General features: G+C 53.4%; 19 protein-coding genes and 1 other annotated feature. Of the genes, 14 read left to right on the plus strand and 5 right to left on the minus strand.

Annotation, left to right across the window (positions count from 1 at the left end; all coding sequences use genetic code 11):
• Positions 1–15: 15 nt before the first annotated feature.
• Positions 16–1,245, plus strand: a complete 1,230-nt coding sequence (gene nadR, locus N0B36_RS10930; protein WP_016151614.1) for a multifunctional transcriptional regulator/nicotinamide-nucleotide adenylyltransferase/ribosylnicotinamide kinase NadR — start codon at positions 16–18, stop codon at positions 1,243–1,245.
• A 99-nt stretch (positions 1,246–1,344) separates the two neighbouring features.
• Here the strand turns inward: nadR and ettA are convergent, their stop codons facing one another.
• On the minus strand, positions 1,345–3,012 hold the full coding sequence (gene ettA / locus N0B36_RS10935) for an energy-dependent translational throttle protein EttA (protein ID WP_003019019.1): 1,668 nt from the start codon (positions 3,010–3,012) through the stop codon (positions 1,345–1,347).
• 409 nt (positions 3,013–3,421) lie between these two features.
• Between ettA and sltY the strand changes: the two genes are divergently transcribed.
• Complete coding sequence (gene sltY / locus N0B36_RS10940) at positions 3,422–5,359, plus strand: murein transglycosylase (protein WP_259687831.1); 1,938 nt, start codon at positions 3,422–3,424, stop codon at positions 5,357–5,359.
• A gap of 89 nt (positions 5,360–5,448) precedes the next feature.
• A complete protein-coding gene (gene trpR / locus N0B36_RS10945) occupies positions 5,449–5,775 on the plus strand; it encodes a trp operon repressor (protein WP_019078321.1) in 327 nt (108 codons plus the stop codon).
• Between the two features lie 75 nt (positions 5,776–5,850).
• Here trpR and yjjX read toward each other — a convergent pair whose 3' ends face one another.
• Entirely contained in the window at positions 5,851–6,366 is a 516-nt protein-coding gene (gene yjjX, locus N0B36_RS10950) for an inosine/xanthosine triphosphatase (RefSeq protein ID WP_259687832.1), read from the minus strand.
• A gap of 52 nt (positions 6,367–6,418) precedes the next feature.
• Between yjjX and gpmB the strand changes: the two genes are divergently transcribed.
• Positions 6,419–7,066, plus strand: coding sequence for a 2,3-diphosphoglycerate-dependent phosphoglycerate mutase GpmB (gene gpmB, locus N0B36_RS10955; protein WP_016151619.1), 648 nt, complete (start codon positions 6,419–6,421; stop codon positions 7,064–7,066).
• Here gpmB and robA read toward each other — a convergent pair.
• Positions 7,063–7,932, minus strand: a complete 870-nt coding sequence (gene robA, locus N0B36_RS10960) for an MDR efflux pump AcrAB transcriptional activator RobA (RefSeq protein WP_016151620.1) — start codon at positions 7,930–7,932, stop codon at positions 7,063–7,065. The two genes, gpmB and robA, sit on opposite strands and share 4 nt — an antisense overlap.
• A 211-nt stretch (positions 7,933–8,143) precedes the next feature.
• Between robA and creA the strand changes: the two genes are divergently transcribed.
• From creA to creD, 4 genes are read left to right on the plus strand one after another with little or no spacing between them, the layout of a single operon-like run.
• Positions 8,144–8,617, plus strand: coding sequence for a protein CreA (gene creA, locus N0B36_RS10965; protein WP_016155640.1), 474 nt, complete (start codon positions 8,144–8,146; stop codon positions 8,615–8,617).
• A gap of 12 nt (positions 8,618–8,629) precedes the next feature.
• Positions 8,630–9,319, plus strand: coding sequence for a two-component system response regulator CreB (gene creB, locus N0B36_RS10970; RefSeq protein WP_235117058.1), 690 nt, complete (start codon positions 8,630–8,632; stop codon positions 9,317–9,319).
• Positions 9,319–10,743 carry a two-component system sensor histidine kinase CreC gene (creC, locus tag N0B36_RS10975; RefSeq protein WP_259687833.1) on the plus strand — a complete coding sequence of 475 codons (1,425 nt, stop codon included), beginning with the start codon at positions 9,319–9,321 and terminating at the stop codon, positions 10,741–10,743. The genes creB and creC overlap by 1 nt, the downstream gene beginning before the upstream one ends.
• 57 nt (positions 10,744–10,800) lie before the next feature.
• On the plus strand, positions 10,801–12,168 hold the full coding sequence (creD, locus tag N0B36_RS10980) for a cell envelope integrity protein CreD (RefSeq protein WP_075847922.1): 1,368 nt from the start codon (positions 10,801–10,803) through the stop codon (positions 12,166–12,168).
• Between the two features lie 61 nt (positions 12,169–12,229).
• Here the strand turns inward: creD and arcA are convergent, their stop codons facing one another.
• Entirely contained in the window at positions 12,230–12,946 is a 717-nt protein-coding gene (gene arcA, locus N0B36_RS10985; protein WP_259687834.1) for a two-component system response regulator ArcA, read from the minus strand.
• A 95-nt stretch (positions 12,947–13,041) separates the two neighbouring features.
• Between arcA and yjjY the strand changes: the two genes are divergently transcribed.
• The 6 genes from yjjY to thrC all read left to right on the plus strand — a co-directional run bounded on the left by yjjY (position 13,042) and on the right by thrC (position 19,308).
• A complete protein-coding gene (gene yjjY / locus N0B36_RS10990; protein ID WP_042998021.1) occupies positions 13,042–13,182 on the plus strand; it encodes a protein YjjY in 141 nt (46 codons plus the stop codon).
• Positions 13,183–13,581: 399 nt separating this feature from the next.
• Positions 13,582–14,268, plus strand: coding sequence for a tRNA/rRNA methyltransferase (locus N0B36_RS10995; RefSeq protein ID WP_049281594.1), 687 nt, complete (start codon positions 13,582–13,584; stop codon positions 14,266–14,268).
• A gap of 206 nt (positions 14,269–14,474) precedes the next feature.
• Positions 14,475–14,601, plus strand: a sequence feature (Thr leader region).
• A complete protein-coding gene (gene thrL / locus N0B36_RS11000) occupies positions 14,480–14,545 on the plus strand; it encodes a thr operon leader peptide (RefSeq protein WP_032337689.1) in 66 nt (21 codons plus the stop codon). Its footprint overlaps the feature before it by 66 nt.
• Before the next feature lie 23 nt (positions 14,602–14,624).
• The gene (gene thrA / locus N0B36_RS11005) at positions 14,625–17,087 is read left to right on the plus strand and encodes a bifunctional aspartate kinase/homoserine dehydrogenase I (RefSeq protein WP_047500133.1); all 2,463 of its coding nucleotides are present in this window, start codon (positions 14,625–14,627) and stop codon (positions 17,085–17,087) included.
• Between the two features lies 1 nt (position 17,088).
• Positions 17,089–18,018, plus strand: coding sequence for a homoserine kinase (thrB, locus tag N0B36_RS11010; protein WP_259687835.1), 930 nt, complete (start codon positions 17,089–17,091; stop codon positions 18,016–18,018).
• 3 nt (positions 18,019–18,021) lie between these two features.
• Entirely contained in the window at positions 18,022–19,308 is a 1,287-nt protein-coding gene (gene thrC, locus N0B36_RS11015) for a threonine synthase (protein WP_019078326.1), read from the plus strand.
• Between the two features lie 84 nt (positions 19,309–19,392).
• Here thrC and yaaA read toward each other — a convergent pair whose 3' ends face one another.
• Positions 19,393–20,166 carry a peroxide stress protein YaaA gene (gene yaaA, locus N0B36_RS11020; RefSeq protein WP_016155647.1) on the minus strand — a complete coding sequence of 258 codons (774 nt, stop codon included), beginning with the start codon at positions 20,164–20,166 and terminating at the stop codon, positions 19,393–19,395.
• Positions 20,167–20,236 lie beyond the last annotated feature (70 nt).

Raw genomic sequence — 20,236 nt, forward strand, 5'->3', positions numbered from 1 at the left:
CAGCAGGAGGCTCTTGTGTCATTTGATTATCTGAAAACCGCCATTAAGCAAAAGGGCTGTACCCTGCAACAGGTGGCAGATGCCAGTGGCATGACCAAGGGATATTTAAGCCAACTGCTGAATGCCAAAATTAAAAGCCCCAGCGCGCAAAAGCTGGAGGCGTTGCACCGGTTTCTCGGGCTGGAGTTTCCGCGCCAGCAGAAGAATATCGGTGTGGTATTCGGTAAGTTTTATCCGCTGCATACCGGCCATATCTATCTTATCCAGCGCGCGTGTAGTCAGGTCGATGAACTGCATATCATCATGGGGTATGACGACACGCGCGATCGCAGCCTGTTTGAAGACAGCGCTATGTCGCAACAGCCCACGGTGCCCGATCGTCTACGCTGGCTGCTGCAAACCTTTAAGTATCAGAAAAATATCCGTATTCATGCCTTTAACGAAGAGGGTATGGAGCCGTATCCACACGGTTGGGATGTGTGGAGCAACGGGATCAAAACGTTTATGCAGGAGAAAGGGATCCAACCTAACTGGATTTACACCTCTGAAGAGTCAGATGCCCCGCAGTATCTGGAACATCTGGGGATCGAAACCGTGCTGGTGGATCCCAAACGAACGTTTATGAACATCAGCGGCGGGCAAATCCGTGAGAACCCGTTTCGCTACTGGGAGTATATTCCTACAGAAGTGAAGCCGTTTTTCGTGCGCACTGTGGCGATCCTCGGCGGAGAGTCGAGCGGAAAATCGACGCTGGTGAACAAGCTCGCCAATATCTTTAACACTACCAGTGCGTGGGAATATGGGCGTGATTACGTCTTCTCCCATTTGGGCGGTGATGAGATGGCGTTGCAGTATTCCGACTACGATAAAATCGCCCTGGGACAAGCCCAATACATTGATTTTGCTGTCAAGTATGCCAATAAAGTGGCGTTTATCGACACCGATTTCGTTACCACTCAGGCCTTCTGCAAAAAGTATGAAGGGCGTGAACACCCGTTTGTGCAGGCCCTGATTGACGAGTATCGCTTTGACCTGGTGATCCTGCTGGAGAACAACACTCCATGGGTGGCGGATGGCTTACGCAGTCTCGGCAGTTCAGTTGACAGAAAAGCGTTTCAGTCGCTGCTGGTCGAGATGCTGCAGGAAAACAATATCAATTTTGTGCACGTTCAGGAGCCCGACTATGACGGTCGATTTCTGCGCTGCGTGGAGTTGGTGAAAGAGTTGATGGGCGAGCAGAGATAGCGTAAATGCCGGATGGCGTTGCGCTTATCCGGCCTACAAGTCGCACTAACCTCGTAGGCCGGATGAGGCGTAACGCCGCCATCCGGCGCTTAACGGTAATTACTTAGAAATACGCTTGTACTTAATACGCTTCGGCTCCAGCGCATCTGCGCCCAGCGTGCGTTTCTTGTACTCTTCGTATTCGGTAAAGTTACCTTCAAAGAATTCAACCTTACCTTCATCCTGGTAATCCAGAATGTGGGTTGCGATACGGTCGAGGAACCAACGGTCGTGCGAGATAACCATCGCGCAGCCCGGGAACTCCAGCAGGGCGTTTTCCAGCGCGCGCAGGGTTTCGATATCCAGGTCGTTGGTTGGTTCATCAAGCAGCAGCATGTTGCCGCCAACCTGCAGCAGCTTCGCCAGGTGCAGACGACCGCGCTCACCGCCGGAGAGTTCGCCTACGCGTTTACCCTGATCAACACCTTTAAAGTTGAAGCGGCCTACGTAGGCGCGGCTTGGCATCTCGGTGTTGCCGATCTTCATGATATCCAGCCCGCCGGAAACTTCTTCCCACACGGTTTTGCTGTTGTCCATGGCGTCACGGAACTGGTCAACGGAAGCCAGCTTGACGGTTTCACCCAGTGTGATGGTGCCGCTGTCTGGCTGTTCCTGACCGGACATCATACGGAACAGGGTAGATTTACCCGCGCCGTTCGGACCGATGATGCCGACGATGGCGCCTTTCGGTACGGAGAAGCTCAGGTCGTCAATCAGAACGCGATCGCCGTAGGATTTACGCAGATTGGTGACTTCAACGACTTTATCACCCAGACGTGCTCCAGGTGGGATAAACAGTTCGTTGGTTTCGTTACGCTTCTGGTATTCGGTGTTGTTCAGCTCTTCAAAGCGTGCCAGACGGGCTTTACCCTTAGACTGACGGCCTTTAGCGCCCTGACGCACCCACTCCAGCTCTTTCTCAATGGATTTACGGCGAGCCGCTTCCTGAGACGCTTCCTGCGCCAGACGCTGATCTTTCTGCTCCAGCCACGAGGAGTAGTTGCCTTCCCATGGAATACCTTCGCCGCGGTCAAGCTCCAGAATCCAGCCCGCAACGTTGTCGAGGAAGTAACGGTCGTGGGTAATCGCCACCACGGTGCCTTCGAAGTCGTGCAGGAAGCGTTCCAGCCACGCAACGGATTCGGCGTCCAGGTGGTTAGTCGGTTCGTCGAGCAGCAGCATGTCTGGTTTTTCCAGCAGCAGGCGGCACAGCGCGACGCGGCGGCGTTCACCACCAGAGAGGTTCTCAATTTTAGCGTCCCAGTCCGGCAGACGCAGGGCGTCAGCGGCACGCTCAAGCTGCACGTTCAGGTTATGACCGTCGTGCGCCTGAATGATCTCTTCAAACTTGCCCTGTTGCGCAGCGAGTTTATCGAAGTCGGCGTCCGGCTCGGCGTACTTTGCGTACACTTCATCCAGACCTTTCAGCGCGTTAACCACTTCGGCAACCGCTTCTTCCACGGATTCACGAACGGTATGTTCCGGGTTTAGTTTCGGTTCCTGCGGCAGGTAACCGATTTTAATGCCAGGCTGTGGGCGAGCTTCACCTTCGATATCGGTATCAATGCCGGCCATGATGCGCAGCAGGGTTGATTTACCCGCGCCGTTCAGACCAAGTACACCGATTTTGGCGCCAGGGAAGAAGCTCAGTGAGATGTTTTTAAGAATATGACGTTTCGGCGGAACGACTTTGCCGACACGATGCATGGTATAAACAAATTGGGCCACGTTGGACTCGCCTCTTTATTTATCCCGTCATACTTCAAGCTGCAGATGCGTTGGCTGTGAGTTACTCGGCTCATCCATGAGCCTCGCCCTTGCGGGCCGCTGCTCCGCAGCGTTCAAATCTGTTCCTGACAGATTTGTCGTTCCCCCCAGTCACGCACTTTTGTACGCTCAGGGGATTTACTCCCTCGCCGCCTTGCTGCAACTTGAATTATTTAGGGCTAATTATTGGTAAATAGTTATCAAAGGCGAAGTGTAGCCTTTTTCATTGCCCAATCCCAGCCAGCAGATCTCACTCGCAACAAAAGTAAAAAAGTGTCCGTGACGTGGCGCATTCTGCAATGTCTGGTTAGCATGAACTAATTAAGCGGCATGATGCTGCACAGACGTAACATGAGAAGAGGAAGAGCTTGTGGACAAAGCCAATCAATTTACCTGGTGCCTGCTGGCGGCCAGCGTATGTCTGCTGACGGTCAGTCAAGTGGCGCGAGCCGATTCCCTGGATGAGCAGCGCAATCGCTATGCGCAAATTAAACAGGCCTGGGATAACCGACAGATGGATGTCGTAGAGCAGATGATGCCCGGCCTGAAGAATTATCCTCTGTATCCTTATCTGGAATATCGTCAGATTACTGACGATCTGATGAATCAGCCCACCATTACCGTTACCAATTTTGTGCGCGCCAACCCGACGCTGCCCCCCGCGCGTACTCTGCAATCACGTTTCGTGAATGAACTGGCGCGACGGGAGGACTGGCGTGGACTACTGGCGTTCAGCCCAGAAAAACCGGGTACCACGGAAGCGCAATGCAACTATTACTTTGCGAAATGGAGCACCGGGCAAACCGAAGAGGCCTGGCAGGGCGCGAAAGAACTGTGGTTGAGCGGGAAAAGCCAGCCGAACGCCTGTGACAAATTATTCGGCGTATGGCGCGCCTCAGGAACTCAGGATCCGCTGGCGTATCTGGAGCGTATTCGTCTGGCGATGAAAGCCGGGAATACCGGTCTGGTCACGGCGTTGGCTGGACAAATGCCCGCGCAATACCAAACTATCGCTTCGGCGATCATCGCGCTGGCCAACGATCCGAATTCGGTGATGACCTTTGCACGCACCACTGGCGCGACGGATTTCACCCGACAGATGGCGGCGGTGGCTTTTTCCAGCGTGGCGCGTCAGGATGCGGAAAACGCCCGCCTGATGATCCCGTCTCTGGCGCAGGCGCAACAGCTGAATGACGAGCAAACCCAGGAGCTGCGCGACATCGTCGCCTGGCGTCTGATGGGCAATGACGTTACCGATGAGCAGGCCAAATGGCGCGATGACGCCATTATGCGCTCGAATTCCACCTCGCTTGTGGAGCGACGTGTACGCATGGCGCTGGGAACCGGCGATCGTCGTGGTCTGAATACCTGGCTGGCGCGTCTGCCAATGGAAGCAAAAGAGAAAGATGAGTGGCGTTACTGGCAGGCGGATCTGCTGCTTGAGCGCGGGCGTGAGGCGGAAGCCAAAGAGATCCTGCACCAGCTCATGCAGCAGCGCGGTTTCTATCCGATGGTGGCGGCACAGCGTCTGGGTGAAGAGTACGAGCTGAAAGTGGATAAAGCCCCGGCAAACGTTGACTCTGCGCTGACTCAGGGACCGGAAATGGCACGTGTGCGCGAGCTAATGTACTGGAACCTGGACAATACCGCGCGCAGTGAATGGGCGAATCTGGTCACCAGTCGCACGAAGTCTGAGCAGGCTCAGCTGGCGCGTTACGCGTTCAACAATCACTGGTGGGATCTGAGCGTACAAGCGACGATCGCCGGTAAGCTGTGGGATCATCTGGAAGAGCGTTTCCCACTGGCCTACAAGGATCTGTTTACACGCTACACCAGCGGCAAGGATATTCCGCCAAGCTATGCGATGGCGATAGCGCGTCAGGAAAGCGCCTGGAACCCGAAAGTAAAATCGCCGGTTGGTGCCAGCGGGCTGATGCAGATTATGCCGGGCACGGCGACGCATACGGTGAAAATGTTCTCGATTCCAGGTTACAGCAGCCCGAGCCAACTACTGGATCCTGATACCAACATCAACATTGGTACCAGCTATTTACAGTATGTCTATCAGCAATTCGGTAATAACCGCATTTTCGCGTCGGCGGCCTATAACGCCGGACCGGGGCGCGTTCGCACCTGGCTTGGCAATAGCGCGGGTCGTATCGATGCTGTCGCGTTTGTCGAAAGCATTCCATTCTCTGAGACGCGTGGCTACGTGAAGAACGTGCTGGCTTACGATGCGTACTATCGCTATTTCCTCGGTGACAAACCGGAGTTGATGAGCGACGCAGAATGGCAACGTCGTTACTGATCGTGTCGGTTGTGTTATGCTATCGTACTCGTTAAAGAGTACAAAAGGGGGAGGCAAGCACGCTTCCCCCGCAACGATGGCGATAACTTATGACTCAGCAATCACCCTATTCGGCAGAGATGGCAGAACAGCGTCACCAGGAGTGGTTACGTTTTGTCGATCTGCTTAAACACGCCTATGAACAAGACTTACACCTGCCCTTGCTCAATTTGATGTTAACGCCGGATGAGCGCGAAGCGTTGGGCACGCGCGTGCGTATCATTGAAGAGCTGCTGCGCGGCGAGATGAGTCAGCGCGAGCTTAAAAACGAGCTCGGGGCGGGGATCGCCACCATTACACGGGGGTCGAACAGCCTCAAATCCGCACCGGTGGATCTGCGTCATTGGCTGGAGCAGGTGCTGCTAAAAAATGCCTGATGGCGCTTCGCTTTCAGGCCTAATTATGTGGAGCGGTTGTGGCCGGATAAGGCGAAGCCGCCATCCGGCACAATGCTATAAATACACTGCGTTATGAAATGGGCTGAGCGCCAGAATCACCGCCTGGTGGTATACGCTTGAGCGCGTCAGCTTGCCCGCGGTAAAGACGCCGATTGCGCCCTCTTTACGGCCAATCTCATCAATACCCGTGTAGTCCGACATCACCGGACCGAGCGCTTCGCCTTGACGGACTCTGTCGAGAATGGCAGCAGGCAATGGCAGCGTGGCTGAACGGGCTTCGCCGCGCTGGACGCCATTATCAATCACCACCCAACTGAAGGTCGCATCGTCGTCAATTCCCGCTTCAATAGCGACCCAGAAATCAGCCTGCGGGTGCAGACGGCGCGCATTATCAACGCGATTTCGTGCGCCAGTGCGCGTTTCCTGGTTTCCGAAAGGTTGTTCCGGCACGCCACTCTCGACGGCGACGGGTTCAATATGGCAGGATCCTTCCCCGAAAATCTCTTCAAATGCCCGCAGAATTGCCTGAATTTTGGCAGGATTGGTGGTCGCAGAGATAACCTTGTGCATAATTAAGCTCAGTTTGAAAATTCATCGCATCGCAGTATAACGGAAAAAAAGCATGTTACAGGTATACCTTGTTCGCCATGGCGAAACGCAGTGGAACGCCGAGCGACGTATTCAAGGCCAGTCAGACAGCCCACTGACCGCTAAAGGTGAACAGCAAGCCATGCAGGTGGGCGAACGCGCCCGCACGTTTGGTATTACGCATGTCATCAGTAGCGATTTAGGTCGTACACGACGCACCGCAGAAATCATCGCCCAGGCCTGTGGCTGTGATATCACCTATGACTCACGTTTGCGCGAGCTGAATATGGGCGTGCTGGAGCAACGCCATATCGATACGCTGACGTCGGAAGAAGAGGGCTGGCGTCGCCAGTTGGTGAACGGTACGGTGGAGGGGCGTATTCCGGAAGGGGAATCGATGCAGGAACTGAGCGATCGCGTCCACGCGGCGCTGGCATCCTGTCTGGAACTGCCGCCGGGGAGTCGTCCGCTGCTGGTCAGTCACGGTATTGCACTGGGTTGCCTGGTGAGTACGATTCTGGGATTACCGGCATGGGCTGAACGTCGCCTGCGTCTGCGCAACTGTTCTATTTCTCGCGTCGATTACCAGGAAAGTTTGTGGCTTGCGCCGGGATGGGTAGTTGAAACGGCAGGGGACATCTCACATCTGGACGCCCCTGCGTTAGACGAACTGCAGCGTTAGCGGCGAATCGGAATCAGGAATTCGCAGCGCAGGTTGATCGGGCGATCTCCCGCTTTGGCATCTTCTGCCGGGTAGTATCGCTCGATATCCTGCCCTTTACGGCGCGTCAGGTTCAGCATTGGCATGCATGTGCCGTAAACCGTCAGGATAAACTCCTGTACGCCGGTCCCCAGCCCTTCATAGGTAAACATGACATACTCGCCGCCCTGTAGCAGGATAGGCTGTGCCGACGGCACATAACCATTGGCCTGTTCCGGCGTTAGTGCTGTGGTGTAAAACACTTCCTGCTCATCATCTTTTTCGAGGCTCGGACGCGTTTCGTTCAGCCCGTACAGCACCGGTGGGATCGCAGGAGCCTGGCTAAGGAAGTCGCGCCAGAACTGAATTCGCATTTCATGACGGAAATCTGAAATCTGCTCCAGCGAGCAGGAATAGCTTTGCGTGGTGCCAAGCAGTTGCGTATCTTCCAGCGTGACAAACTCGTGCGCAGGCATGGCAAATTCACCCAGTCGCATAGGCGGGCGAATACCAAACGCGCTCCATTCCGGCGAACGGCGATACAGCGCAGGCGTCTGGGAAAACTGTTTCTTGAACGCGCGGGTAAAGGTTTGTTGAGAGTCAAAGCGATATTGCAGCGCAATATCCAGAATTGGGCGTGCAGTCAGGCGCAGCGCCACTGCGGATTTCGATAAACGACGGGCGCGGATATAGGCGCCAATAGCATGGCCTGTCACGTCCTTAAACATTCTCTGCAGGTGCCACTTGGAATAGCCTGCTTTTGCCGCCACATTGTCAAGCGACAAAGGCTGATCCAGATGACCTTCCAGCCAGATTAATAGGTCGCGAATAATGCCAGCCTGATCCATAAAATATCCTCATCCTTTCAACAACGAGTACCTGACGTCAGGTATGAGGATAATAGCATTTTTTGCTGTTTTAGCATTCAGTGTTTTTTTTGCTCATAAATGCTTTTTTCGATCATTCGAAAGCGTGATTATTGTAATCCTGTGATCTGTATACGTTTTATCTTAGAATGTCGAATAATTACACAGAGTAACTTTTAAAAATGGTAACAATATGAAATATAAGAGCTTAATCATTTCCTCAATTCTGCTGATGTTGGCGCAGGTTGTCCATGCGGAGCAGATTGGATCTGTCGATACGGTGTTCAAAATGTTTGGGCCGGATCATAAAATTGTGGTCGAAGCGTTTGACGATCCTGATGTTACCAACGTGACCTGCTACGTGAGCCGGGCGAAGACCGGCGGCATCAAAGGTGGGCTGGGGCTGGCGGAAGATACCTCCGATGCCGCCATTTCCTGTCAGCAGGTGGGGCCGGTAGAACTGAGCGACAGAATCAAGAACGGCAAAGCGCAGGGCGAAGTGGTATTTAAAAAACGTACCTCGCTGGTGTTTAAATCCTTACAGGTCGTGCGTTTTTACGACGCGAAACGTAATGCCCTGGCCTATCTGGCCTATTCAGATAAAGTGGTCGATGGATCGCCCAAAAATGCCATCAGCGCGGTGCCCATCATGCCGTGGCGGGAATAACAAGGAAGCAAAATGCAACAACCGTTGATCTGGTTGGTTGAGGATGAGCAGGGCATTGCCGATACGCTCATCTACATGCTGCAGCAGGAAGGTTTTAGCGTGGAAGCGTTTGAGCGCGGGTTACCTGCGCTGGAGAAATCTCGCCAGCGTTGTCCTGATGCAATCGTTCTGGATGTCGGACTACCGGATATCAGCGGTTTTGAACTGTGTCGACGCCTGCTGGAGCGGCATCCAGCGTTGCCGATCCTGTTTCTGACCGCGCGTAGCGATGAGGTGGATCGCCTGCTGGGACTGGAAATTGGCGCGGATGACTATGTTGCCAAGCCTTTCTCACCGCGCGAGGTGTGCGCCCGTGTGCGTACGCTGCTGCGGCGGGTGCAGAAATTCTCTGCTCCTTCATCGACGACGCGTTGCGGCGATTTTGAACTTAATGAGCTGGCCGCCCAGATTACCTGGTTCGGCAGGCCGTTAAACCTGACGCGCTATGAATTTCTGTTACTGAAAACGTTGCTGTTATCGCCGGGGCGCATTTACTCACGCCAGCAGTTGATGGATTTAGTCTGGGCCGATGCACAGGACACCTTTGACAGAACGGTCGATACTCACATCAAAACGCTGCGCGCCAAGTTGAGGGCGATCAACCCTGAGCTTTCCCCCATCAATACGCATCGCGGTATGGGATATAGCCTGAGGAGCGTCTGATGCGCATTGGCATGCGTTTGTTGCTCGGCTATTTTCTGATTGTTGCCGTCGCCGCCTGGTTCGTTTTGTCGATCTTTGTGCAGGAAATTAAACCAGGCGTCCGCCGGGCGACCGAAGGCACTTTGATTGATACCGCCACGCTGCTGGCTGCGCTGGCGCGCGATGACTTGCTCTCTGACTCTCCCGCCAACGGCAAGCTGGCGCAGGCATTTTCGCAACTGCATAACCGCCCATTCAGCGCCAATATCAGCGGCATTAACAAAGTCCGTAATGAATACCATGTCTACATGACGGACGCGCAGGGTAAAGTGTTGTTTGATTCCGCAAACCAGGCTGTCGGTCAGGACTATTCTCGCTGGAACGACGTGTGGTTAACCCTGCGTGGGCAATATGGCGCCCGCAGTACGCCGCAAAACCCGAACGATCCGGAAAGTTCAGTGATGTACGTGGCCGCGCCGATCGTAGACGGCGGACGTATTATCGGAGTGCTTAGCGTCGGTAAACCGAATGCGGCGATGGCGCCGGTGATTAAACGCAGTGAACGGCGGATGCTGTGGGCCAGCGCCGTATTGCTGGGCATTGCCTTAGTGATTGGCATCGGGATGGTATGGTGGATAAACCGCTCCATCGCCCGGCTGGCGCGCTATGCCGACTCCGTTACCGAGAATCGCCCCGTCCCACTGCCTGATTTAGGTAGCAGCGAGCTACGTAAACTGGCGCAGGCGCTGGAAAGTATGCGACTGAAGCTGGAGGGCAAGAACTACATTGAGCAGTATGTTTATGCGTTAACGCATGAACTGAAAAGTCCGCTGGCGGCCATTCGCGGCGCGGCTGAGATTTTGCGCGAAGGTCCGCCGCCGAACGTGGTTGCGCGCTTTACCGATAATATTCTGACGCAAAATGCGCGCATGCAGGCGCTGGTCGAAACCCTGTTACGCCAGGCGCGACTGGAGAATCGACAGGACATTACGTTGACGGCAGTGGCGGTAGATGCGCTGTTTGCTCAGCTCAAAGAGGCGCGTAGCGTGCAACTGGCGGCAAAAAACATCACGCTTACCATTATGCCTTCATCGCTTAGCGTCGCCGCCGATCCTGCGTTACTGGAGCAGGCAGTGGGGAATTTGCTCGACAACGCTATCGACTTCACGCCACAGGACGGGACGATTACGCTGAGCGCGCATCAGCAGGATGAACTGGTCATGTTGCAGATAATCGACAGCGGCAGCGGGATCCCCGACTTCGCGTTGCCGCGTATTTTTGAGCGTTTCTATTCGCTGCCCCGTGAAAATGGGCATAAGAGCAGCGGTTTAGGGCTGGCGTTTGTCAGTGAGGTTGCGCGACTGCACGAGGGGACGGTGACATTGTGCAACCGACCACAAGGCGGCGCACAGGCCTCGTTTACGCTTCACGCTCACTTCACATAACTTCAAATTCTCCGCACATAGCTGTTCTACCTTGCTGATATTGCAAAGGAGAACGCTATGTTTAAATCACCCCTGTTTTGGAAAATAGTCACCTTAGGTGGCGCAATACTGCTGCTGTTAATCCCGCTGACGATGGTCAGGCAGATCATCGTGGAGCGATCGGATTACCGCGATGAAGTCGAAGATGCTATCCGACAGAGCACCAGCGGGCCGCAAAAGATGGTAGGACCGCTGATAGCCATTCCGGTAACGGAACTTTACACCTCACTGGAGGATGGCAAAGAAATCCAGCGTAAGCGTAGCTATATCCATTTCTGGCTGCCGGAGTCGTTGGTAGTTGAGGGGAATCAGAACGTTGAAGCGCGTAAAATCGGTATTTATGAGGGCCAGGTCTGGCACAATGATGTTTCGGTGAAGGCTGAGTTTAACGCCGAACGGTTGAGTGATTTAAATCATCCAAATATCAGCATCGGCAAACCGTTTATTGTGGTTGGCGTGGGGGACGCGCGTGGGATTGGCGTGGTAAAAGCGCCGCAGGTCAATGGAACGTCGCTGGCCGTTGAGCCTGGGACGGGGCTGGATGGACGTGCGCAGGGGATCCACATTCCGCTACCCGATGCGAGCTGGGCTGAGCAAAATCTGAGCATGGCGTTGTCGCTTAATTTGAGCGGAACCGGCGATTTCTCCGTCGTTCCGGTTGGGCGTAACAGTGAAATGACCTTAACCAGCAACTGGCCACATCCCAATTTTCTTGGGGACTTCCTCCCGGCTAAGCGTGAAATTAGCGAATCAGGATTCAAGGCTCAGTGGCAAAGCAGCTGGTTTGCGAACAACCTCGGCGAGCGCTTTAACGACGAAAAGATTGGTTGGCTGGGCATGCCAGCGTTTAGCGTCGCCGTCGCCACGCCAGCAGATCAGTATCAGTTAACGGACAGGGCGACAAAGTATGCCATCCTGCTGATTGTGCTGACCTTTATGTCTTTCTTCGTCCTTGAAAGTATGACCAATCTGCGCCTGCACCCGATGCAGTATCTGCTGGTGGGGCTATCGCTGGTAATGTTTTATCTGCTGCTGCTGGCACTGTCGGAACACATTGGTTTTACGGCGGCGTGGATTACGGCAAGTCTGGTGGGGGCGTTGATGAACGGTGTGTATCTGCAGGCGATATTGCAGGGCTGGCGGAACAGTATTTTGTTCACCGTGGCGCTGCTGGGGTTGGATGGTGTGATGTGGGTGCTGCTACGTTCACAGGATAGCTCTTTACTGCTGGGAACCGGCGTGCTGTTGTTCGCGCTGTGTGGGGTCATGTTCCTGACGCGTCATCTTGACTGGCACTCGCTGGCACAGCCAAAAACAAAGCCAAAATCTACAGAACTTCCAGAGCTTCAGCCTGCGCAGAGCGACGAATTTCGCTTGTGGAAATAGGGCAGTAGGGGAAATGAAAAACGGCGCATAAAGCGCCGTTTTTATACCAGTGAGGATTGAATTAATCCTGCAGGTCGCCGCAGAAACGGTAGCCTTCACCGTGAATGGTGGCGATGATTTCTGGCGTATCCGGCGTTGATTCGAAATGCTTACGAATGCGGCGGATCGTCACGTCAACGGTACGGTCATGCGGCTTCAGTTCGCGACCGGTCATTTTTTTCAACAGTTCTGCGCGAGACTGGATTTTGCCCGGATTCTCACAGAAGTGAAGCATGGCGCGGAATTCGCTGCGTGGCAGTTTATACTGCTCACCGTCAGGACCAATCAGAGAGCGGCTGTTGATGTCCAGCTCCCAGCCATTGAACTTGTAGCTTTCGACGCTACGGCGTTCTTCGCTGACAGTACCCAGGTTCATGGTACGGGACAGCAGGTTACGAGCACGGATAGTCAGTTCGCGCGGGTTAAACGGCTTGGTGATGTAATCGTCTGCGCCGATTTCGAGGCCGAGAATTTTATCGACTTCGTTATCACGGCCCGTCAGGAACATCAGCGCAACGTTAGCTTGTTCGCGAAGTTCGTGCGCTAACAGCAGGCCATTTTTCCCAGGCAGATTGATATCCATAATCACAAGGTTGATATCATATTCAGAGAGAATCTGATGCATTTCCGCGCCATCTGTCGCTTCGAATACATCATAGCCTTCTGCTTCGAAAATGCTTTTCAACGTGTTGCGTGTTACTAACTCGTCTTCAACGATAAGAATGTGCGGGGTCTGCATGTTTGCTACCTAAATTGCCAACTAAATCGAAACAGGAAGTACAAAAGTCCCTGACCTGCCTGATGCATGCCGTAAATTAACATGATCGGCGTAACATGACTAAAGTACGTAATTGCGTTCTTGATGCACTTTCCATCAACGTCAACAACATCATTAGCTTGGTCGTGGGTAGTTTCCCTCTGGACCCGACAGTGTCAAAAACGGCTGTCATCCTAACCATTTTAACAGCAACATAACAGGCTAAGACATGCCGGACACCCAATAAAACTACGCTTCGTTGACATATATCAAGTTCAATTGTAGCACGTTAACAGTTTGATGAAATCAACGTATCCAAATGTTTGCTTTCATCACAAAATTGCAATATTACAACTAGTTGCACGAGCAAATTAATAAATGTAATGAATCCAACCGGTGCGATCCATTTTAAATTAAATTATCATGGATAAACAGAGGGATATGCAACTTTTGTTAACATAAAAAGCAATAGTACACCCGGGAAATAGTTTAGCATTTTTTAATGGATGCGAAATGCTTTTTCAGTGATTTCTGTTAAAAATATGTAAATTCGCACTGCGTAATATGTTGAAGCACGTCACATTTTTCCTTGCAGACTGGCCAAAAAGAGTATCGAAATGCGTTTAACAATTATTCTGGTTGCCCCCGCCAGAGCGGAAAATATTGGTGCGGCTGCCCGCGCTATGAAGACCATGGGGTTCACCCAATTACGCATCGTTGACAGCGAAGCCCACCTGGAACCCGCCACGCGATGGGTCGCGCATGGTTCTGGCGATATTATTGATAATATTAGCGTTTTTTCAACGTTAGCGGAGGCGCTGCACGACGTAGATTTTACCGTCGCGACCACTGCGCGTAGTCGGGCGAAGTTCCATTACTACGCTACGCCGGTCGAACTGGTTCCTCTGCTGCAGGAAAAATCAATGTGGATGGATCATGCCGCGCTGGTTTTTGGTCGTGAAGATTCAGGGCTGACCAACGAAGAATTGGCCCTGGCGGATGTACTCACCGGTGTACCTATGGTGGCTGACTATCCTTCACTCAATTTGGGGCAGGCGGTGATGGTGTATTGCTATCAATTAGCAGGTTTAATACAACAACCCGTCAAAAACATTGAGGTGACGGATGAGCTTCAGCTACAGGCATTGCGCGCGCGCGTTTTGCGTTTATTAGCCACGCTGAACGTTTCTGACGACATCAAGTTGACGGACTGGCTGCAACAGCGAATGGGTCTGTTAGGGCAGCGAGATACGGCAATGTTGCACCGTTTTTTACATGATATAGAAAAAAGCATCACGAAATAAAATATCGACCTGCATTTGTTGTGTGGTGTTTTGCTCTGGATTCAAGTAGGGGTGACATACTGTATTGGTCGAAACTAAAAGGGCAAGCAGTCGCTCGTGAACAAGTTTCGGAATGTGACCAATTTAAAAATTTATTGACTTAGATCAGCAGATACTTTAACCCTAAAAGAATACAGGACAGATAATAAATAATTACAGAGCACACAACATCATGAAACGCATCAGCATCACCATTACCACAACCATCACCATTACCACAGGTAACGGTGCGGGCTGACGCGTACAGGAAACACAAGAAAAAGCCCGCACCTAAACAGTGCGGGCTTTTTTTTCGACCAAAGGCAATGAGGTAAACCATGCGAGTGTTGAAGTTCGGCGGTACATCAGTGGCAAATGCAGAGCGCTTTCTGCGGGTTGCCGATATTCTGGAAAGCAATGCCAGACAGGGGCAGGTCGCGACCGTTCTTTCTGCCCCCGCAAAAATTACCAACCATCTGGTGGCGATGATTGAGAAGACCATCGGTGGTCAGGATGCTTTAGCCAATATCAGCGACGCCGAACGCATTTTCTCTGAGCTGTTGGTGGGTCTTGCCGCCGCGCAACCGGGTTTCCCGCAGGCTCCGCTCAAAGCCTTTGTTGAACAAGAGTTTGCACAGATTAAGCACGTCCTGCACGGTATCAGCCTGCTGGGTCAGTGCCCGGACAGCATCAATGCTGCGCTTATTTGCCGTGGTGAAAAAATGTCGATCGCCATCATGGCTGGCCTGCTGGAAGCGCGCGGGCACAACGTGACGGTCATCGACCCGGTAGAGAAATTGCTAGCGGTAGGCCATTACCTCGAATCTACCGTTGATATCGCCGAATCTACGCGCCGCATTGCCGCCAGCCGTATTCCTGCGGACCATATGGTTCTGATGGCAGGATTTACCGCCGGGAATGAGAAAGGAGAGTTAGTGGTGCTGGGGCGTAATGGCTCTGACTACTCTGCCGCCGTACTGGCCGCCTGTTTGCGCGCCGATTGTTGTGAGATCTGGACCGATGTCGATGGCGTATATACCTGCGATCCGCGCCAGGTACCCGACGCCCGACTGCTGAAGTCGATGTCTTATCAGGAAGCGATGGAGCTTTCTTACTTCGGCGCTAAAGTGCTGCATCCGCGCACTATTACCCCTATTGCCCAGTTCCAGATCCCGTGCCTGATTAAAAATACCGGCAATCCACAAGCGCCCGGCACGCTTATCGGTGCCAGCAGTGATGATGACGATTTGCCGGTAAAAGGGATTTCTAACCTCAATAACATGGCGATGTTTAGCGTCTCCGGCCCTGGGATGAAAGGCATGGTGGGGATGGCGGCGCGTGTTTTTGCCGTAATGTCGCGCGCGGGCATCTCGGTGGTGCTGATCACCCAATCCTCTTCTGAATATAGCATCAGCTTCTGCGTCCCGCAGGGCGACTGCGCGCGTGCGCAACGCGCCATGCAGGATGAATTCTATCTCGAACTGAAAGAAGGCTTGCTTGAGCCGCTGGCGGTGACTGAGCGTCTGGCGATCATCTCGGTCGTTGGCGATGGTATGCGCACGTTGCGTGGCATCTCGGCGAAATTTTTTGCCGCGCTGGCTCGCGCGAACATTAATATCGTGGCAATCGCCCAGGGCTCGTCTGAGCGTTCCATTTCGGTAGTGGTGAATAACGACGACGCGACCACTGGCGTGCGTGTGACCCATCAGATGCTGTTCAACACCGACCAGGTGATTGAAGTATTTGTCATTGGCGTTGGCGGCGTGGGCGGTGCGCTGCTGGAGCAGCTTAAACGTCAGCAAACCTGGCTTAAAAAGAAGCATATTGATCTGCGTGTGTGCGGTGTGGCGAACTCGAAGGCCCTGCTGACCAACGTCCATGGTCTGAATCTGGAAAACTGGCAATCGGAGCTGGAAAGCGCGAAAGAGCCTTTCAACCTGGGGCGCTTAATTCGTCTGGTGAAAGAATATCATCTGCTCAATCCGGTGATTGTCGACTGTACGTCAAGTCAGGCGGTCGCGGATCAGTATGCGGATTTCCTGCGCGAAGGCTTCCATGTGGTTACGCCGAATAAAAAGGCCAACACGTCGTCGATGGATTACTACCATCAGCTGCGTTTTGCTGCGGCGAAGTCTCGTCGTAAATTCCTGTACGACACCAACGTAGGCGCGGGCTTGCCGGTAATTGAGAACCTGCAAAATCTGCTCAGCGCGGGCGATGAACTGCAACGTTTCTCCGGCATTCTTTCTGGTTCGCTGTCGTTTATTTTCGGCAAGCTGGATGAAGGCATGAGCTTCTCCGAGGCCACCACCATGGCGCGTGAGCTGGGCTATACCGAACCCGATCCGCGTGACGATCTATCCGGTACGGACGTGGCGCGTAAGCTGTTGATCCTGGCCCGTGAAACCGGTCGTGAGCTGGAGCTTTCTGACATTGTCATTGAGCCGGTCCTGCCAAAAGAGTTTGATGATTCCGGTGATGTTTCCGCGTTTATGGCGAAATTGTCGCAGCTGGATGACGCCTTTGCCGCGCGTGTGGCGAAAGCCCGTGATGAGGGGAAAGTATTACGCTATGTTGGCAATATTGAAGAGGATGGCGTCTGTCGCGTGAAAATAGAGGCAGTAGACGGCAACGATCCGCTGTTCAAAGTGAAAAACGGTGAAAACGCGTTGGCGTTTTACAGCCACTATTATCAGCCGCTACCGTTAGTTCTGCGCGGATACGGCGCGGGTAACGACGTGACGGCGGCGGGCGTATTTGCTGACCTGCTACGCACCCTTTCATGGAAGTTAGGAGTCTGACATGGTGAGAGTTTATGCCCCGGCCTCCAGCGCCAATATGAGCGTCGGGTTTGATGTGCTCGGAGCGGCGGTAACCCCGGTGGACGGTTCGCTGTTAGGCGATGTGGTATCCGTTGAGGCGGCTGACAATTTCAGCCTCAACAACCTCGGTCGCTTTGCCAATAAGCTGCCGCCTGAGCCGCGAGAAAATATTGTCTACCAGTGCTGGGAGCGATTCTGTCAGGAGCTGGGTAAAAGCGTTCCGGTGGCGATGACGCTGGAAAAAAATATGCCGATTGGTTCCGGGTTAGGCTCCAGCGCGTGTTCCGTTGTGGCGGCGCTGGTCGCCATGAACGAGCATTGCGGTAAACCGCTCAACGATATGCGCCTGTTGGCGATAATGGGTGAGCTGGAAGGGCGTATCTCCGGCAGTATTCATTACGATAACGTCGCCCCGTGCTTTTTGGGCGGTATGCAGTTAATGATCGAAGAAAACGGCATTATCAGCCAGCAGGTGCCAGGCTTTGATGAGTGGCTGTGGGTCCTCGCGTATCCGGGGATTAAAGTGTCGACGGCAGAAGCGCGGGCGATTTTACCTGCGCAGTATCGCCGTCAGGACTGTATCGCCCACGGGCGGCATCTGGCTGGGTTTATCCATGCCTGCTATTCCCGTCAGCCAGGGCTTGCCGCGAAGCTGATGAAAGATGTCATTGCTGAGCCGTACCGTACCCGCCTGCTGCCAGGCTTTAGCCAGGCGCGTCAGGCGGTAGCGGAAATCGGGGCGCTGGCCAGCGGCATCTCCGGTTCGGGACCGACGCTGTTCGCTTTGTGCGACAAGCCGGATACGGCACAGCGTGTAGCAGACTGGCTGGGTAAAAATTATCTGCAAAATCAGGAAGGCTTTGTTCATATTTGCCGGTTGGACACGGCGGGCGCACGGGTACTGGGATAATCAATGAAACTGTATAATCTGAAAGATCATAACGAACAGGTCAGCTTTGCACAGGCCGTCACGCAAGGGCTTGGCAAGAATCAGGGATTGTTTTTTCCGCACGATTTGCCGGAATTCAATCTGTCAGAAGTCGATGAGATGTTGAACCAGGATTTCGTTAGCCGCAGCGCGAAGATCCTTTCCGCATTTATCGGTGATGAAATCCCACAGGAGATTCTGGAACAGCGCGTGCGTGCGGCGTTTGCCTTCCCGGCGCCGGTTGCTCAGGTTGCCGCGGATATCGGCTGTCTGGAGCTGTTCCACGGCCCAACGCTTGCATTTAAAGACTTTGGCGGGCGCTTTATGGCGCAGATGCTGACGCATATCAGCGGTGACAAACCGGTTACCATTCTGACGGCGACCTCTGGAGACACTGGTGCGGCAGTCGCACATGCCTTTTATGGCCTGAAAAATGTGCGCGTGGTGATCCTTTATCCGAACGGCAAAATTAGCCCATTACAGGAAAAACTGTTCTGTACACTGGGTGGCAATATTGAAACCGTGGCGATTGATGGCGATTTTGATGCCTGTCAGGCGCTGGTGAAACAGGCGTTTGATGACGAAGAGCTGAAGGTCGCTTTGGGGCTGAATTCGGCTAACTCAATCAACATTAGCCGTCTGCTGGCGCAAATCTGTTACTACTTTGAGGCCGTGGCTCAACTGCCGCAAGAGGCGCGTAATCAACTGGTTATTTCCGTTCCCAGCGGCAACTTTGGCGATCTGACTGCCGGGCTGCTGGCAAAATCACTGGGCTTGCCGGTGAAGCGTTTTATCGCGGCGACCAACGTCAACGATACGGTTCCACGCTTTCTTGCACAAGGTGAGTGGGCGCCGAAAGCGACACAGGCGACGTTGTCGAATGCGATGGATGTCAGCCAGCCGAATAACTGGCCGCGTGTGGAAGAACTGTTCCGCCGTAAAATCTGGCGTCTGAATGAGCTGGGTTATGCCGCTGTTGATGATGCCACTACTCAGGACACGATGCGTGAGCTGCATGAGATGGGGTACACCTCAGAACCGCATGCGGCGGTGGCTTACCGTGCGCTGCGTGACCAACTGAACCCTGGCGAGTACGGCCTGTTCCTCGGTACTGCGCATCCGGCCAAGTTTAAAGAAAGTGTTGAAGAGATTCTTGACCTGACGCTGGCTCTGCCAAAAGCGCTGGCGGAACGCGCGGACCTGCCGCTGCTTTCTCATCACCTGCCTGCTGATTTTGCTGAACTGCGCAAGCTGATGATGACCCGCGGTTAACGGTTGTGCCCGCTGGCGCTTTGCTTAGCGGGCATACAAAACCAGTCGGCCGGATTGGGAGTTCGCCGCCATCCGGCCTTTTTACTACTGCTCCTGGCGCTTAAACACCAGTTCGCCATTTCCTGACGCTTCTTCATCAAAGAAATAGCCTTCGCTGTTAAAGGCGGTCAGCTGTTCTGGCTGCGTTAAGCGGTTCTCAATAATGTAGCGACTCATCAGGCCGCGCGCTTTTTTGGCATAGAAGCTGATGACTTTGAACTTGCCGTTCTTCTCGTCGAGGAAGACCGGTTTGATAAGCTCCGCGTTGAGCTTTTTCGGCTTCACGGATTTAAAATATTCATCCGAGGCGAGGTTAATCACCACGCTGTCGCCTTGCGCTTCCAGCGCTTCGTTAAGTTTATCGGTGATGGTATCTCCCCAGAACTGGTAGAGATCTTTACCTTTCGCATTGGCCAGACGAATACCCATCTCCAGACGGTAAGGCTGCATCAAATCCAGCGGACGCAAAACGCCGTACAGCCCGGACAACATCCGTAAGTGTTGCTGAGCGAAGTCGAAATCCGCTTCGCTGAAGGTTTCAGCCTGCAGTCCGGTATACACGTCGCCTTTAAATGCCAGAATGGCCTGGCGCGCGTTTTCCGGCGTGAAGTCAGGCTGCCAGTCATGGAAACGCGTGGCGTTCAGATCCGCCAGCTTGTCGCTAATTCCCATCAGCTTGCCAATTTGCGGAGCAGAGAGTTGGCGCGCCACGTGAATAAGCTGCTGAGAGTGATCCAGCAGTTCGGGCAATGTATGACGTGTCGTTGCCAGCGGACTTTGGTAGTCGAGCGTTTTTGCAGGTGAAATCAGAATCAGCATATCCAGTCCTTGCAGGAAATTTACTGCGACTTTAGCAAAAAAAACGACAGAATTGATCGATGGTTGCGAT

Origin of the sequence: Citrobacter sp. XY323, assembly GCF_025106035.1 — a bacterium.
Classification (GTDB): Bacteria; Pseudomonadota; Gammaproteobacteria; order Enterobacterales; family Enterobacteriaceae; genus Citrobacter; species Citrobacter braakii.

Coding starts and splice junctions, on each gene's coding strand:
- trpR (WP_019078321.1), top strand. CDS start 5,449: ATGACTCAGCAATCACCCTATTCGGCAGAGATGGCAGAACAGCGTCAC.
- yjjX (WP_259687832.1), bottom strand. CDS start 6,366: ATGCACAAGGTTATCTCTGCGACCACCAATCCTGCCAAAATTCAGGCA.
- gpmB (WP_016151619.1), top strand. CDS start 6,419: ATGTTACAGGTATACCTTGTTCGCCATGGCGAAACGCAGTGGAACGCC.
- robA (WP_016151620.1), bottom strand. CDS start 7,932: ATGGATCAGGCTGGCATTATTCGCGACCTATTAATCTGGCTGGAAGGT.
- creA (WP_016155640.1), top strand. CDS start 8,144: ATGAAATATAAGAGCTTAATCATTTCCTCAATTCTGCTGATGTTGGCG.
- creB (WP_235117058.1), top strand. CDS start 8,630: ATGCAACAACCGTTGATCTGGTTGGTTGAGGATGAGCAGGGCATTGCC.
- creC (WP_259687833.1), top strand. CDS start 9,319: ATGCGCATTGGCATGCGTTTGTTGCTCGGCTATTTTCTGATTGTTGCC.
- creD (WP_075847922.1), top strand. CDS start 10,801: ATGTTTAAATCACCCCTGTTTTGGAAAATAGTCACCTTAGGTGGCGCA.
- arcA (WP_259687834.1), bottom strand. CDS start 12,946: ATGCAGACCCCGCACATTCTTATCGTTGAAGACGAGTTAGTAACACGC.
- yjjY (WP_042998021.1), top strand. CDS start 13,042: ATGACTAAAGTACGTAATTGCGTTCTTGATGCACTTTCCATCAACGTC.
- N0B36_RS10995 (WP_049281594.1), top strand. CDS start 13,582: ATGCGTTTAACAATTATTCTGGTTGCCCCCGCCAGAGCGGAAAATATT.
- thrA (WP_047500133.1), top strand. CDS start 14,625: ATGCGAGTGTTGAAGTTCGGCGGTACATCAGTGGCAAATGCAGAGCGC.
- thrB (WP_259687835.1), top strand. CDS start 17,089: ATGGTGAGAGTTTATGCCCCGGCCTCCAGCGCCAATATGAGCGTCGGG.
- thrC (WP_019078326.1), top strand. CDS start 18,022: ATGAAACTGTATAATCTGAAAGATCATAACGAACAGGTCAGCTTTGCA.
- yaaA (WP_016155647.1), bottom strand. CDS start 20,166: ATGCTGATTCTGATTTCACCTGCAAAAACGCTCGACTACCAAAGTCCG.